The following is a 14,361-nucleotide window of genomic DNA, read 5'->3' on the forward strand; positions in this document are numbered from 1 at the left end:
AATGCGTCAAAATAAACCATTATTAAACAATGGAGGAAAATGAGTCAAACAAACGTTTGATTAATTCCCTATTGGTGTTAACCTCTAAGAACAAAGCCAATAAATTTATTTTAAACAAACGTTTGATGGAACCCTTTAAACACGTATGATTTGGAGATGCTTAAGTAACTCTTGTGTCGGATTTTGCGTGGAAGGTAAGTCGTTTATGGAGCCGAAATGTCGTAAAACTCCGTCCTCCAACACTAATACATAGTGACAGAGCATCTCAATTTCCTGCAGATCGTGGGAAGAAAAGAGAATCGTCTTATCGTGCCCCAATGCTTTCAAGAAAGCGACGATATCAGTTTTAGAAGGTATATCGATCCCGACAGTCGGTTCATCCATAATGAGCAGTTCTGGATTATGCAACAAGGCGATAATGATATTCAGTTTACGTTGCATACCACCTGATAGTCGATCGACTCGTTCGTTCAATTTCTCGTTCAGACCAACCATATCTAATAATTGCAAAACCCATTGATCAGAGACTGAGCCAGGCGCCATTCCAGCCCAGAATTTCAAATTGTCTTTTACAGTTATAGTTGGGTGAAGGGCAATTTCTTGAGGCACATAACCAATGCGTCTTCTCAGTTGTTTTTTCTTTTTCGTAACAGATTGTCCATCTACAAATATTTCACCACTTGTAGGTTTTACAAGGGTAGCGATCATCTTCATCAAAGTTGATTTTCCGGCGCCGTTTGAACCGACAAAGCCAACACGAGCCCCACGGGGGATCATCACGTCGATCCCTTTAACGACTTCTTTCCGCTGATAGCTTTTATGGACATTTCTAATTTCGATCATGCCGAACAACCCCGATTCCTAATCCAAATATGATCAATCCTAATCCGATAAAGAATAAAATATACAAATTGGTACCACTGTCAGAACTTATAAGACCACTTAATAACCAGTGTTGTGGCGTATACTCGGCTGCAAGCATTAGCCTTCCGGAAAATTCTTCTAGCTTGATGAAGCTCCCTCCAAGAATGCCCGTTACAATTGTAAAAGCTACAGCTGTGAGGTGGTAAAACATCTTCTCGGTAAAAAGGTTTGCTATGAAAAAGCTGATTCCTATACAGGCAAATAGATAACCGGCAATCATCCATCCTTTTTGAAAGAAATCAGTGAAACCAATGAGAAGATAAAGACTCACCGGCAATAATGTCAAAAGGAGCAAGAAGGATGTTCCAACCAAGTTAGAAATATATCTGGTCAGTTTGCTCACACCTAACATCCTTGTTCTGGATGCAATCCCGCTTCTTCGTTCAGTCAACACCCAATCCTGCAAATAAAAGTTAATTAAGAGGATATAAATACTAAGTAAACCGAATAGAAGAGTGGAGCCATCTGAGCTTTGTTTTTCTGCTGCTACGCTCTGACCGTCTAATTCGTAGCTTACAGTCATCAGTGGCTGAGGCTCCCATTGTTGATCAGTATACTTCCATGCATACTCATACAACTTGTCGCCATTAAACTCCTCATCCAGGTAGGTCGCTGCTTTTCCATTGCTGGCAAGACGAATGACTTCACTTGCGACGAATTCCTCAATCAGTCCGGTTGATATGGCATTTGGTGCTTCATACAAGTGAATGACATTTTTAATCTTTCCTTGTTTCAACTGTTCTGCTAGATTTTTTGTAAAAAGTACCGCTGCTTCAGCCTGGTTCCGCTCGAGCATTTCCAACGCAGTAGTTTTAGAATGTTCCATGACCCTCAACGTTTTATTTTGCTTCACTCGCTCAATAATGGTTTGTACCGTCTCATCATTCTCTTCATTGACCATAATGACAGGTACTTTCAATTCATCTGATCCTTGTTTCAAGAGCTGTTCAGCTGTCCAAAACACGACTAACGGTAAAATGAGCATGAAAACGAACTGCCAGCGGTTACTGAGTATCAGTTTCCATCTTGTAAGAATGATATGCCACATTCTCATGCTTGTTTCACCTGCCTTAACAGAAATGCAGAGAAGAGCATGATTCCACCCATTCCCCCAAGTACACCTAAGCATGCAAAAAGGATCTCCTCATTTTCGATAAAGAAGGAATGGACTAATAAACTATGAATCCAGTGGGAAAGCGTGGACAGGTTCACCCATTCAAGTATTCCAGTAAAATAGGACTCCGGTAAGCTTAAGCTTCCTAGAGTAGTGAAGATAACGAGGAAAACAAAAGCCACAAAAAAACGGATCCCTTCACCTAGAGGAAGGTTACTCAGAAACGTATACCAAATACTGATGATCAACACTGCACATAGTGTTGTTAAAGTACTCCAACCTAGGTGACCCGTTATTTTCAGATCGGTCAGAATCCACAAACTACCGAGAATGATAAGGGCTTGCATCATTAAAATGACAGCCTGTGTTAGAAAAGTACTCACTACGTGAGAACCAGCTGATACGCCGAAAGTACGAAGGCGTTCATCAACTTGACGATTTGAGGAGGTAATCAAGCTCATGGTAAGAAGTCCAGTGAACAACAAAAGGAATAGAAAACCAGAGATGCTGTAATATTCAAGAGGTTCAACCCCCTGTAAAGACTCAACTTTCTCCTTTTCAAACATGTTCTGCCGTCCAAAAGCAAATAGAGTGAAATCCGTTATGGTTTCATTTGCGACTCTATTGATGTAATCCTCGCTATATCCGATCTCAACCATATAGTCGTATATCGTGTTCACTCCACTCTGTGCAGCGCTGACCAAATCCGCAGCACTTTTCATCATTTCGAGAAATAATGAAGCCTGGAACGGTCGTTGCTCATTTCCAATCACTGTAACAGGTTTGTTCTCACCATAGCGTATTCCATCTGTAAAGCCTTCAGGGACCTTCAAGATTGCTGCAATCTTATTTGCCTCGAGTAAAGATTGGGCTTTCTCCTCATCCATGTTTCGAAATGTAATCAATTCGCTTAATTCATCGTCATCTTGGAACTGTTGAATCAAGATCTTTGTTTCCTTTGTATTGTCATCATCTACGATGGCAACATCGAAAGGAGGGAGGAGGGATTCAGTTTTTATAATATGTTCGAGTCCATACAGTAAAAAGCCGACAAGCGCAATTGGCATGACGAATAAAACGACCCATGAAACAGGCTGTTTCAAGATCTGTTTCAGCTGTGTGGTTCCTAGTGTAATCGCCCTCATGTCCTATCCCCTAAACATAGTATGTAAAAAGAAGGCAAGTGCAGAGGTTACTCAGGCACTTGCCAATAAGAATCATCCATTAGAATGGAAGTTGTGGTCCATTCATCATAAGACCTTCTATGCGTGTTTGAATGTCCATCATGAGTTGTTCTTTCTCCTGCTGGTTCAATTCTGCTACATTGACACCATCTTCCTGGACATTCGGGAACTTCAGTTGTTCCTTGAATGCTGTTGTTGCTTCGTAATCGAATACAACATTAATTGGTGAACCGAGACCAGGGTCCATTTCTAAAGCAAACTCTCCATTTGTGGAGTAGTTTCCGTTATCGAGATCATCTTCCACTTTACGAGTAAAATGTCCCTTTACTGGCGGAATCGGTTGCATCGCATTTTCAACGGATAGTTCGAATTGAACTTCCATGTCTTCAGGCGTTCCTGTCAAGCTCGCATCCACATTAGCTCCGGTTACTTGACCGGCTTCTGCAACAGCGAACGTTCCTTTTATATCACGTACCATTTCGTTTTCGCCCTTGTTTTCACCCTTCATTTCGAGAAGGAATTTCACATATTCCTGCTTCTCGCTACCGTCCGGGAACATGTTCAATTCCCATTTACCATCTGTTACGACGTTATCAGTGCGTAATGAATGGCTGGAGACTTCAGCATTAATAACTTCTCGTTCAGATCCAAATTTAAAAGAAACATCCCGCTTTACAATGAGGTCATCATCATTAATAAGGATGACACTTTTTAGTCCATCTGGAAACTTCATATCGTCAATATCTGTTTCCAGGTTTTCTAACATTTTCTTAAACTCTTCCTTAAAATCAACGTCATCCATATTCGAATTCATATAGCTTGTCATCATATCTTGACCGATGTAAAGGTCTAGAAGTTCATCATCATTGCGGACTTTGTTCAATAATTCTTTCAGTAGTCCTTTTGTTTCTTTTTCTGAAAGCTCGAGTGTTACTTGACGGTAATTTTCACCTTCAAATTCGACTCCGTCTTTCATCGTAACATTTTCATCTTTCACTTGATCAAAGATGAATGTTCCGTATTCTTCTGCATTTTCTTTCATCTTTTCACGGTTCTGCATCGCTTCTAATTGCAGCTTGACGAAGTTATCCAATTTTTCCGGTCCATCATAAGCAGGGTCCATTTCACTCATCACTTTACCGAAATCTTCATTGTTCATATACATGTACTGATTATAGAGCAACGGTACATTTACGCCGACGACTTCATCGGATTGATAGGCCTCCGCTTTAACAAGCTCTGTTCCGCCCATCCCAGCTTTCACCTCTGCAAGACCTATGTTTTGTTTCGGATCAAGTTTTGTGGACATGTTTAATTGTACCTGATTTAAAAATGAACTGAACATTGCAATGTTCGGGTCGATAGCTTCTAGCCCTTCAACACTCTTAACACTCAGATTCACAGATGAATCAGATGGTTCCTCCAACGTTTTTGTTGCAAGGTCTTTATTTACGGCGAACATTTGATTGAAGTCTTCAGACGTTTGTTCCATCGTCTTCTTCTCAGCTAAGAAATAGGTTTCTTTTGCACTTAAATCAAAAAAGAGTGCGTACACCGTTGCGCTGATTCCGAGTAGAACGATGACAGCCAGAGATATAATAAGCGGTTTTTTGCTTTTTTTAGACTGTTGAGATGGTTCAATTGTTGCAGACATTTTTCTCCCCCTAATATGTATGTATTATCAATTTATGAATCTCCTAATTTATTCATGCGAACAAGCTCTCGATATGAAATTTGTAACATTCGACATATTTAAGGAAATTCTTTGAAAATGCTTTACCTTCTAATCCTACACCCTCAATATAAGGGTTTCAACCATCATTTTAGCAATATAATGGTTTAGTAATAATTTACTAATTCACTATTTATTTAACTTTATTACTAACTTAGCCGATAAGGTACAATAGAATACTAGTTATTTAGATGGTTGGGAGTTGGATAATTTGAAATACAAATGGTATACCAATTTATTGAGCATAGTGTTGTTAACAATCTTCTTTTTTCCACCGCCGAATGGTTATGCGACAGGCTCGAATCAAGCGACTTGTGAAATGACAATCATATCGAGCCTACATACTCCTCAGAATCCAGCCCGGCCCAGCAAACCATGTACAAATGTCATTCAAGGATACTATGTAAAAGAATTAAATAAGTTTGGAATTTCCGGTCTAGCGACCCATACAGTAAGATACAGTGGACAACAATTCGAGGTTTCACTTCCAAGTGGTGAATATTCTACAGCACTGATTACAGTATACACGGTAGTTCAAGAGAATAAGACTCCTGATCCAGTGCCTACACCTGAACCTACACCAGAGCCAGAACCAACACCTGAACCTGAACCAGATCCACCAGAGACTACACCTGAACCTACGGAACCACCAGATGAAGGATCTGAACCACCTGTGGTCACAAACCCAGAATCTGAACAACAAAATTCTGATCGAGATACAAGTACTGAGGAAGATCAAGAATCAAATGAACAGTCAACCAGCGACGAAGAAGATGAAGAAACGGAAGAAAGCGAAGATCGAGATTTAAGTCAGGATGAAGATGAAAACGGAGACGAAATGAATGGGGATTCCATCTTCACAAGCTCAAATGCAGGCGATGTGGAGATCCAAAGTAATACAACAAATGAGACCACTCAAAAGAAACTTGCTTCTTCGAACGTAAAGGGGAAACAAATTCCTTTAATGGTTTATGTATTCTTCTCGTTTTTAATCGTCATCGCAGCTATCAGTGTCGTATTCATGCTTCGTTCCAGGACAAGATAATTTCCTATCTTTTTTTATGATAAAAGTAGGATGTTGTGATAATTGGGTGCTAAACGGCATAAGTTGAGTTAGACCGAGCAATAGAGGGCTTTTCCGACACAGACAGGCATAAAGCAACCGAGTCCAAGTCGTATATCCGTCGAAAAAACAACAGGAGGGATTCGGATGAAAAAGGTTTTGCCGAGTGCGTTGGCAGCGGGGTTTGTCATGAGCGTCGGGAGTGAAGCATATGCACATGCTGGTGAGGAAGTGGTGAATCAAGCCAAGAGGTATCTTGGAACACCTTATCGGTATGGCTCAGCAGTCGGAAATACCTCAAGCTTTGATTGTTCGTCATTCACAGCATTCCTATTTAAGCAGTACGGCATCAACTTGCCGAGAACGAGTCGAGCCCAAGCGACGATTGGAAAAAAAGTTCGTAGCGGGGATCTACAAGCGGGTGATCTAGTTTTTTTCGATACGGATTTTGATGGGCGAATCAATCATGTGGCCATTTATGCGGGGAATGGAAAGATGATTGGTGCGCAGAGCTCTGGAGTCGGGTATGCCAATCCTTTTTCACCTTATTACTGGAGCAGTCGTTATGTTACAGCAAGAAGAGTGTTACCTGATTCAGCAAGTGTGAACAAAGCTCCTCAATTAAAAGTGATCAATGGTGGAGGTCAAACGCAAGCCAATCACTCAGACTCGAACGTATCTGTAAGGTCTGTTAAGTTTCATACCGTAGCCAAAGGGGATACGCTATGGGACATCAGCCGTCAATACGGGACAAATGTCCAAACGTTGAAAAAGCTCAATGATATTAAATCCCATTGGATATACCCGGGGCAAACAATCCTACTACCTGGAGCTGAAAAGCATAAGGATGTCAGTGTTCATTCCTACAGCGTTTATACCATTCAGAAAGGTAACACCCTATGGGGAATCGGGAAGAAATACGGTGTATCTGTCGAGACATTAATGAAAGTGAACAAACTGACCTCATCACTCATCCACCCTGGACAACAATTAGTGATACCTAAATAATTATATAACTAGATTATCTCATAGAGGGTTAAGGCGTTAGGATCTTAACCCTTTTTACATACTTTTAATATAGGTATAAATGATTATAAAAATAGTATTTAATTACAAAAATATCTAAAATAAACAAATTGCAGGTCGATAATAACGGTGTAAAAGTTCTATAAAAGAAAATAAGGGGGAATTGGGTTTGAAGTGTTACATGCATAATGACCTAGATGTCATTGTACAATGCCATGGTTGCGGGAAAGGGTTATGTAAAGAATGCGCGGATCGTTTTGAAGCAATACTTTGTGAGCAGTGTTTATTATCAAATAATGTTTCAGCAAAGTCATCCGCTAAAAAGAGCTTGATCATTGCAGGAGTATTGTTTATTTTAGGTTTTAATTTTGGTTTAAGTTCATCATTCATGGCAGCTGTCATATGGGGGTACATACTTGCTGGAGTTCCTTTAGGTTGGAAGGCTGTCAACAAAATTACACCGAACTTCATATTAATACTTCCAATTATGGGGTGGGTAATTTTCTTTGTGTATAAATTTGTCGTATCTGCTGCAATTGGTATTTTCATGACACCGTTCCATATAAAGAGAATGATTAATGAAATAAAAATTTCAAAGACTACAAACGAACAAGTAGCTGCGGGAAAAATGTAAGTATATTAAAGATGACCTTGAACTCATTTCATGGTCATCTTTTTTAACATATAAATCTCCTTATATTAAACTACTGCAAAAAATAGTGTAAACCGAAGCCGAAATTATGTATCCTATAATTATCAGAATATTTGGGGGCATCGAGAATGAAGATACGTACGGTTTCTATTTTAGTAGGTTTATGTCTTTTGTTTTTCTTACATAACAATGTTTCTGCTGAAGAAGAGGTCAAGATACTCGTAAAATATAAAAATCCAGATACTTTTATTACGCAATCAATTGGAAAACCGGACTTAAAAAAGTTGGAAGTAAAAAAGTCGGAAGCTCAAAAAAGACTGCAAGAACTCAACAACAGCTCACTTGTTGAATACGCGGAATTGGACCAGCCAGTTTATACAATGGGAAATGTTTCAAATGACCCGTACTTCTCTTATCAAGAATCATACTTTAATCAAATCAATGTAATGAACGCATGGGGCGTCTTCTCACCAAAACAGAATGTCACAGTAGCGGTGCTAGACACAGGTGTTGATCACACCCATGAAGATTTGGAAGTATTATCTGGTAAAAATATTCTTAATCCAGAAACTATCCCTGATGATACAGATGGACATGGCACCCATGTTGCTGGAATTGTGGGTGCAAAAACGAATAATGAAGTTGGTGGCGCAGCGATCTCCCAACAAGTGAACATTTTACCTGTAAAAGTCTTGGAAGGAGAAAAAGGGGACATGTCTGACGTAATAGAGGGCATCTATTACGCAGTTGATCAGGATGTGGATATCATTAATCTGAGCTTAGGAATGTACAATAACAGCCAAGCTCTAAATGAAGCTATCCAATATGCAACTTCCAAGGATATATTGGTAGTGGCTGCAGCTGGAAATGACAATGTGGATCGAACCGTCTATCCAGCTGCCTACCCAGAAGTATTGGCTGTTTCGTCAGTTAAAACGGGGACAGAAGAAAAGGCGCATTTTGCCAATTATGGGTCCGGAGTTGATGTCGTTACCCCAGGTACAGAAATTTTCAGTACTTTCCCAGGTGGATACGGTTATATGGAAGGAACCAGTATGTCGACGCCGATGGTCTCTTCATTAGCCGCGATGCTCATACGACACCAGCCTACACTACATAATGATCAACTTAGAGACATTATAAAAAGTACCGCAAAACCAATCAGTCCTGAGTTAGGAAGAGGACTGATTCAAACTGATCAAGCTTTAGCTTACCTAAAGGAAAAGAATCGGATCTATGGAGCTAATGCAACAGAAACAAGTATACAAATTTCTAAATCACATTGGACGGAGCTTGAAAATAAAGTAATCGAAATTGAAGGGGATAAGCATAGTGGAAAGTTTATCATCCTTGCCACACGGAACGACTTTCCAGATAGTCTAGCTGCATCTCAACTATCTACTAAACTTGAAGCACCTGTATTATTGATTCGTAATGAAAACCAGGTGGGGAAAATAGTAGATGAAGCTAAACGGTTATCTGCCAATCAAGTTCTGATACTAGGAGGATCGGGTGCGGTTTCAGATTCTATTAAGAATAAAATTGAAAATAGCGGGTTAAAGACAGTAAGGTTAAAGGGAGTGAACCGTTACGAAACAGCTGTAAAAATTGCTGAAACGTCTACAAGCGCTTCTAAAAAAGCGTTTATCGTTTCAGGTCAACAGTTCCCTGATGCTTTATCAATCGCTCCTATAGCAGGAAAATTAGGAATCCCTGTGCTTTACGTCAATTCAAACAAAATACCAGACGCTACCCAACAGTATTTGAAAAAGCATAAGATTCAAGAAACGATTATCGTTGGAGGGTACAGTGTGATTAGTAATGATGTAGCGAAGAAGCTACCATCTCCTATTCGATTGAGAGGTAAGGATCGCTATGAAACAAATTATGAGGTCTTGAAATACTTTAAACAGTTTAATAGTGAGATTTATATAGCTTCTGCAAACGACTTCCCGGATGCATTGGCGGGAAGTGCACTAGCTTCTACTAAAGGGACGTCTCTGCTTTTGACGAATTCTCCTACCATTTCGACAACAACCAAGTCTTCCATCAATTTCATGAAAGGATATAACGTTTCTGATTACAGAATCTTAGGCGGATCTGCCGCTATCTCTATTCCGACAGCATGGGAGATTGACTCAAAGTTTATATCAAAATAATAATTCTGAAAGGTCCATCTAGGAGTATAGGCTAATGGACCTTTTTAATTCAATGAAAATTTTGTCGTTTTAAGTAATCTGAAAAATAGTTTTATTTAGAATTTTCAATTGACCTGGCAAGTTATAGGAGATAAAATAGAATCGTGCTAATTTTTACTATTTTTTGAAGAAAGGGGGGTAATTAGTAATATTTTGCGGTCAGAAACATTAATATAGGGGGAAAACGAATGACATTCAAAAGAAAGTTTCTTTCGGTTGTTGCGAGTGCTTCAATTGTGGCTTCTTCTTTTGCTGGATTCAGTGCAACAGAAGCCGATGCTGCATTAGACGCAACAAAAAAGTTCAAACCTGGAATTTCACAAGAAATTTCCTCGTTAGCACTTAGTCAAAATGAAACCCAAGAACTAGTTATCGTCACTAAAGGGAAGAAAGATATTTCTTCTGATTTGAAAAAATTAGGAGTAGAAGTTCTTTATAACCACAAGAACTATGTATATCTTGCAAATGTACCTACTGCCAAAGTGTTGGATGTCTATCACTTGGATGCAGTAGCTTCATTAGGTAAAAATGGCGAAGTAAAACTTGAAAAAGTGGACGATGCCGATCTTAAACCTGTGAATAAACCTGCTGAAGAAGTTGTGGTTCCTGCAACGGAGGAAACTCACGACGCAACAGGTGTTGATAACTTCCACGATAAATATGATGGATCTGGAATCCGCGTAGCGATTATTGACTCAGGTCCAGACCCAGGTCATGAAGCTTTCACCGAAGAATTAGGTGAAGATGGTAAATATGGAGAATCAAAGATTGTGGGAGTAAGAGATTACACAATCGGCGATCAAAGTAATGAGTTCCAAGTGCCTATTGGTGAAGGTGACGTACTCTTTGGAGAAGCGATTACAGAAGCGGACTCAATTGATGTTGACGGAACTACATACAATACAACTGGACTCGATTCAAATGATGACGAGTACCATTTCGGTATGCTAATGCCTGATGTGTACGCTGGAGATCTAAATGCAGACGGTGTTACGGATGCTAAAGAAGTAAAGAACTCGAAAGGTGAAATGGAAGGCACAACTGATGAATTTGGTGTATTGCTTGTAGACGATAAAGTATATATCGATACAGACAATGACCAAGATTTCACTGACGAAGTCGCTTTCGGTAATAACGAAGCGGGTACGTTTGACGTAGATACTTCAGATGATGAAGTTGGTGCGAATTTCCGAGTAAATTCACTAGGTTCTGAGAATCCTGTTAACCCAGACAATCCATTCGTTAACATCTTCTTCGATGTAAACGGACATGGTACCCACGTTTCTGGTATTACTGCAGCGAATGGACCAGCTGTTGATAACGGTATGGGTGCTGTGGCAATGCAAGGTGTTGCTCCTGGGGCTGAGCTTGTAGGACTTAAAGTATTTAAAGCTACTGGTGGAGCATCTACTTTTAGTATCATGAGTTCTATGGTTGATGCAGCCTTGCCTGAGTCTGAAGGTGGATTTGGTGCAGACGTAGCAAATATGAGTTTAGGTTCTCAACCTGACTTGAATGATGGAACAGACGCTGATGACCAACTCGTAAACATCTTATCTGAAGATCATGGAATTGTATTTGTTATCTCAGCTGGAAACAGCGGTCCTGGGGCAGATACAGTAGGATCTCCAGGAACAAGTTCAGATGCGATTTCAGTTGGTGCACACATCAACAGTACGATGTGGGCAACAGAGTATGGAGCGTATCCATACGGAAAAGACAAGGATGGTAACCCGAATCCTGCGGATGGTTTATGGTACTTCTCTTCTAACGGTCCTCGTGAGGATGGAATGCAAAAACCTGATATCGTAGCTCCAGGGGCATCTTTTGCAGCATACCCTGCACACTTAGGGAACTATGATGTTCTTCAAGGAACGAGTATGTCAGCTCCTTACGTAGCGGGTGTCGTTGCAGCTTTAAAGGATGCAGCAGAAACAGACCGTGTACCATTTAATTACGAAACAGTTCGGGAAGCATTGATTCAAACAGCAAACCCAATGGAAGGGTACACTCGTACTCAACAAGGTGCTGGTTTAATTGATGTACCAGCTGCATTTGATTACTTGAAATCCAACTTCATCAACGAGTTGAAAGAAGTAGATGTAACAGTTTACCACGGAGAAAAAGTATCCGGTGGTGAAGGCCTGTATGTAAGAAACGGTGAAACGCCTGAAGAAGTAGAAGTCCTTGTGACGAACACTTCTGATGAGAAAAAGAACCTTACATTAAAAGCAAGTGAAGGTTGGTTTACGCCATCCAAATCTTCAATGACACTTGAACCAGGTAAGAGTGAAGTTGTAAAGGTGAATTATGACACAGATGCACTAAAAGTCGGTAGAAACGAAGGTACTCTAGTAATTGATGATGCTTCTACTCCATATGTTGAAGCACGTTCTTACCAAACCATTGTGCATGGTGATCAATTCACTGCTGAAAACCACTTCCGTCATAGCTATGAAGGTGAAGTACAAGCTTCACGTTCTAAGAGCTATTACTTTGATGTAAAACCAGGTGCTGACAAAGTTCGTTTTGCATTAAGTGCATTAAAGGAAAGTGGAGAATACCAAGGTAGAGTACGTATGATCGTATTCAACCCAGACGGTTACGAAGTGAGTAGTTACCAGGGTTATGCTGGTTATGGCAACGGCGGACTTGGTGTAGAAGAAAATGTATTTGAATCTCCTAAGCCAGGCGTTTGGGAAGTAGCGGTATACGGTTCATTTGCGCCACAACCTGGAAAAGAAATGAACAAGTTCTCCCTTGATGCTTTCGTACAAGGAGTAGCGAAAACTCCGGGTAAAATTACAATGAACCAGCCGAAAGCTGGAGAAAAAGTAACGGAATCTGTTACTTTCCATAACTACCTTAAAGATGCTCGTAATGTAAAGGTAGAAGGTGCTGCATTCAGTAATCCTGAAAGCATGAAGACTCGTGAAACTGTTCCAAACAAAGGTTACTTTACTAAGTCACTAACACTTAAGAATAATGTTTCCTTGACTGTGAAGACTTCTAATCCTACAAATCCAAGTGATGATGTAGATTTAGAGTTCTACAAAATGGTTGATGGAAAGCCAGTAATGATTGGTTCTTCCGGATCTGCTTCCTCTGATGAAGAGGTATCCTTCAAGAGCCTAGAAGACGGTGAATATCTAGTTGCAGTCTACGGTTACTCTACAGTATCAGGTGGTCCAACGGATATTGACTTTACATTGACAGAAGCAAGAGTGCTTGATCCAGGTGAGAAAGGCAAAGGATCCGTTGAAACTTCTGATGAAGTTGTAAAACTTGGCGTAAGTGAAAAGCTGACAACTGACGTTAAGATTACGGCTCCTAAAGAAAGCGGAGATTTCTATTCTGGAGTATTCTTGAAAGATGCTGATACGGATGAAGTGTTGACATTGTTACCAGTAGAAATCGTCGGGGATATGATCAATGTCATCAAAGGGCAAGATCGTATTCTAACATCTGTTGAAACATCTAAAACGATGTATCCAGACGGATTTGTAGCAGAGGATAGTAAAACGATTATACTTGCTACTGCATGGAACTTCCCTGATGCGTTATCTGCTGGTCCACTCGCAGCTCATTACGATGCACCAATCCTATTGGTTGGTAGCAAAGGGCTTACAAAAGACGTGAAGGATGAAATCACTCGTCTTGGAGCAGAAAACGTCATCATCGTCGGTGGTGAAGGTGTTGTATCGAAAGACGTTGTAAAAACACTTACTGACGAATTGAAGATTGACGAAAACAACATTGAGCGTCTTGCTGGTACAGGTGATCAAAAGAACCGTTACGGTACCAACATGGCAATCGTTGAAAAACTTCAAGATGAAGGATTTATGTCAGGTAACGGTGTATTCCTTGCAACCGGTAAGAACTTTGCTGATGCACTAAGTGCGGGAGCGGTTGCTGGTGAATATCACATGCCGATCGTCCTTACTGATGGTGAATCTCTGACTAAAGAAGCGGAAGCAGTTCTTACGAACGAAGATGTATACGTTCTTGGAGGAACTGCAGCGGTGAAAGATTCTGCTTACCAGGCTGCTGAAGAAGTAGCAGGTATGGTAGAGCGACTTAAAGGAGCTAACCGCTACGGTACATTAGTTGCGATCTTAGAGCAATTTGCTTTAGATTCCAACAAGCTGTTTGTAGCAAGTGGAGATAACTTCCCAGATGCATTGTCTGCGACTCCACTAGTAACAATGAATGACAGCTCGCTAGTACTAGTGAAATCAAAAGAACTTCCAAAAGAAGTGAAAGCTTTCTTGACGAAGTATGACACAACAAATGATATCCAAACGGTTCACGTTCTTGGTGGAGACAGTGCGGTATCAGAAGAAGTTAAGAACCAACTTCGTAAAGCGTTACAAGATTAATAGAAAAAGAGCGAGGGAAATCCCTCGCTCTTTTTTTCTATGAAAAAACATACCTTATGTTAGTAACGGGTTTACTTGTGAGGTTCAAA

At 40.3% G+C, this 14,361-nt stretch carries 9 protein-coding genes; 5 read left to right on the forward strand and 4 right to left on the reverse strand.

Features of this window, described 5'->3' with window-relative positions; translation table 11 throughout:
• Positions 1 to 135: 135 nt before the first annotated feature.
• The 4 genes from ACXQIQ_RS14620 to ACXQIQ_RS14635 all read right to left on the reverse strand — a co-directional run bounded on the left by ACXQIQ_RS14620 (position 136) and on the right by ACXQIQ_RS14635 (position 4,876).
• Entirely contained in the window at positions 136 to 843 is a 708-nt protein-coding gene (locus ACXQIQ_RS14620; RefSeq protein ID WP_439301632.1) for an ABC transporter ATP-binding protein, read from the reverse strand.
• A complete protein-coding gene (locus ACXQIQ_RS14625) occupies positions 830 to 1,978 on the reverse strand; it encodes an ABC transporter permease (RefSeq protein WP_439301631.1) in 1,149 nt (382 codons plus the stop codon). Before ACXQIQ_RS14625 ends, ACXQIQ_RS14620 begins: the two co-directional genes overlap by 14 nt.
• Positions 1,975 to 3,183, reverse strand: coding sequence for an ABC transporter permease (locus ACXQIQ_RS14630; RefSeq protein ID WP_439301630.1), 1,209 nt, complete (start codon positions 3,181 to 3,183; stop codon positions 1,975 to 1,977). Before ACXQIQ_RS14630 ends, ACXQIQ_RS14625 begins: the two co-directional genes overlap by 4 nt.
• Before the next feature lie 79 nt (positions 3,184 to 3,262).
• Entirely contained in the window at positions 3,263 to 4,876 is a 1,614-nt protein-coding gene (locus tag ACXQIQ_RS14635) for a hypothetical protein (protein WP_439301629.1), read from the reverse strand.
• A 289-nt stretch (positions 4,877 to 5,165) separates the two neighbouring features.
• Here ACXQIQ_RS14635 and ACXQIQ_RS14640 point away from each other — a divergent pair, with 289 nt between their 5' ends.
• The 5 genes from ACXQIQ_RS14640 to ACXQIQ_RS14660 all read left to right on the forward strand — a co-directional run bounded on the left by ACXQIQ_RS14640 (position 5,166) and on the right by ACXQIQ_RS14660 (position 14,272).
• Positions 5,166 to 5,999 carry a hypothetical protein gene (locus tag ACXQIQ_RS14640; protein WP_439301628.1) on the forward strand — a complete coding sequence of 278 codons (834 nt, stop codon included), beginning with the start codon at positions 5,166 to 5,168 and terminating at the stop codon, positions 5,997 to 5,999.
• A gap of 165 nt (positions 6,000 to 6,164) precedes the next feature.
• Positions 6,165 to 7,025: a C40 family peptidase gene (locus tag ACXQIQ_RS14645; protein ID WP_439301627.1), complete on the forward strand. Its 861-nt coding sequence runs from the start codon at positions 6,165 to 6,167 to the stop codon at positions 7,023 to 7,025.
• A gap of 187 nt (positions 7,026 to 7,212) precedes the next feature.
• Positions 7,213 to 7,677 carry a B-box zinc finger protein gene (locus ACXQIQ_RS14650; RefSeq protein WP_439301626.1) on the forward strand — a complete coding sequence of 155 codons (465 nt, stop codon included), beginning with the start codon at positions 7,213 to 7,215 and terminating at the stop codon, positions 7,675 to 7,677.
• Positions 7,678 to 7,823: 146 nt separating this feature from the next.
• Entirely contained in the window at positions 7,824 to 9,854 is a 2,031-nt protein-coding gene (locus ACXQIQ_RS14655) for a cell wall-binding repeat-containing protein (RefSeq protein WP_439301625.1), read from the forward strand.
• Between the two features lie 227 nt (positions 9,855 to 10,081).
• Positions 10,082 to 14,272 (forward strand): cell wall-binding repeat-containing protein, encoded by a 4,191-nt coding sequence (locus ACXQIQ_RS14660; protein WP_439301624.1) that lies wholly within the window; start codon positions 10,082 to 10,084, stop codon positions 14,270 to 14,272.
• The last annotated feature ends 89 nt before the right edge of the window (positions 14,273 to 14,361 follow it).

The sequence above is a fragment of the Pseudalkalibacillus sp. Hm43 genome, from assembly GCF_054170705.1.

Bases quoted from the DNA above. Each gene is read 5' to 3' on its own strand.
- ACXQIQ_RS14620 (WP_439301632.1), bottom strand. From the start codon at position 843: ATGATCGAAATTAGAAATGTCCATAAAAGCTATCAGCGGAAAGAAGTC.
- ACXQIQ_RS14625 (WP_439301631.1), bottom strand. From the start codon at position 1,978: ATGAGAATGTGGCATATCATTCTTACAAGATGGAAACTGATACTCAGT.
- ACXQIQ_RS14630 (WP_439301630.1), bottom strand. From the start codon at position 3,183: ATGAGGGCGATTACACTAGGAACCACACAGCTGAAACAGATCTTGAAA.
- ACXQIQ_RS14635 (WP_439301629.1), bottom strand. From the start codon at position 4,876: ATGTCTGCAACAATTGAACCATCTCAACAGTCTAAAAAAAGCAAAAAA.
- ACXQIQ_RS14645 (WP_439301627.1), top strand. From the start codon at position 6,165: ATGAAAAAGGTTTTGCCGAGTGCGTTGGCAGCGGGGTTTGTCATGAGC.
- ACXQIQ_RS14655 (WP_439301625.1), top strand. From the start codon at position 7,824: ATGAAGATACGTACGGTTTCTATTTTAGTAGGTTTATGTCTTTTGTTT.
- ACXQIQ_RS14660 (WP_439301624.1), top strand. From the start codon at position 10,082: ATGACATTCAAAAGAAAGTTTCTTTCGGTTGTTGCGAGTGCTTCAATT.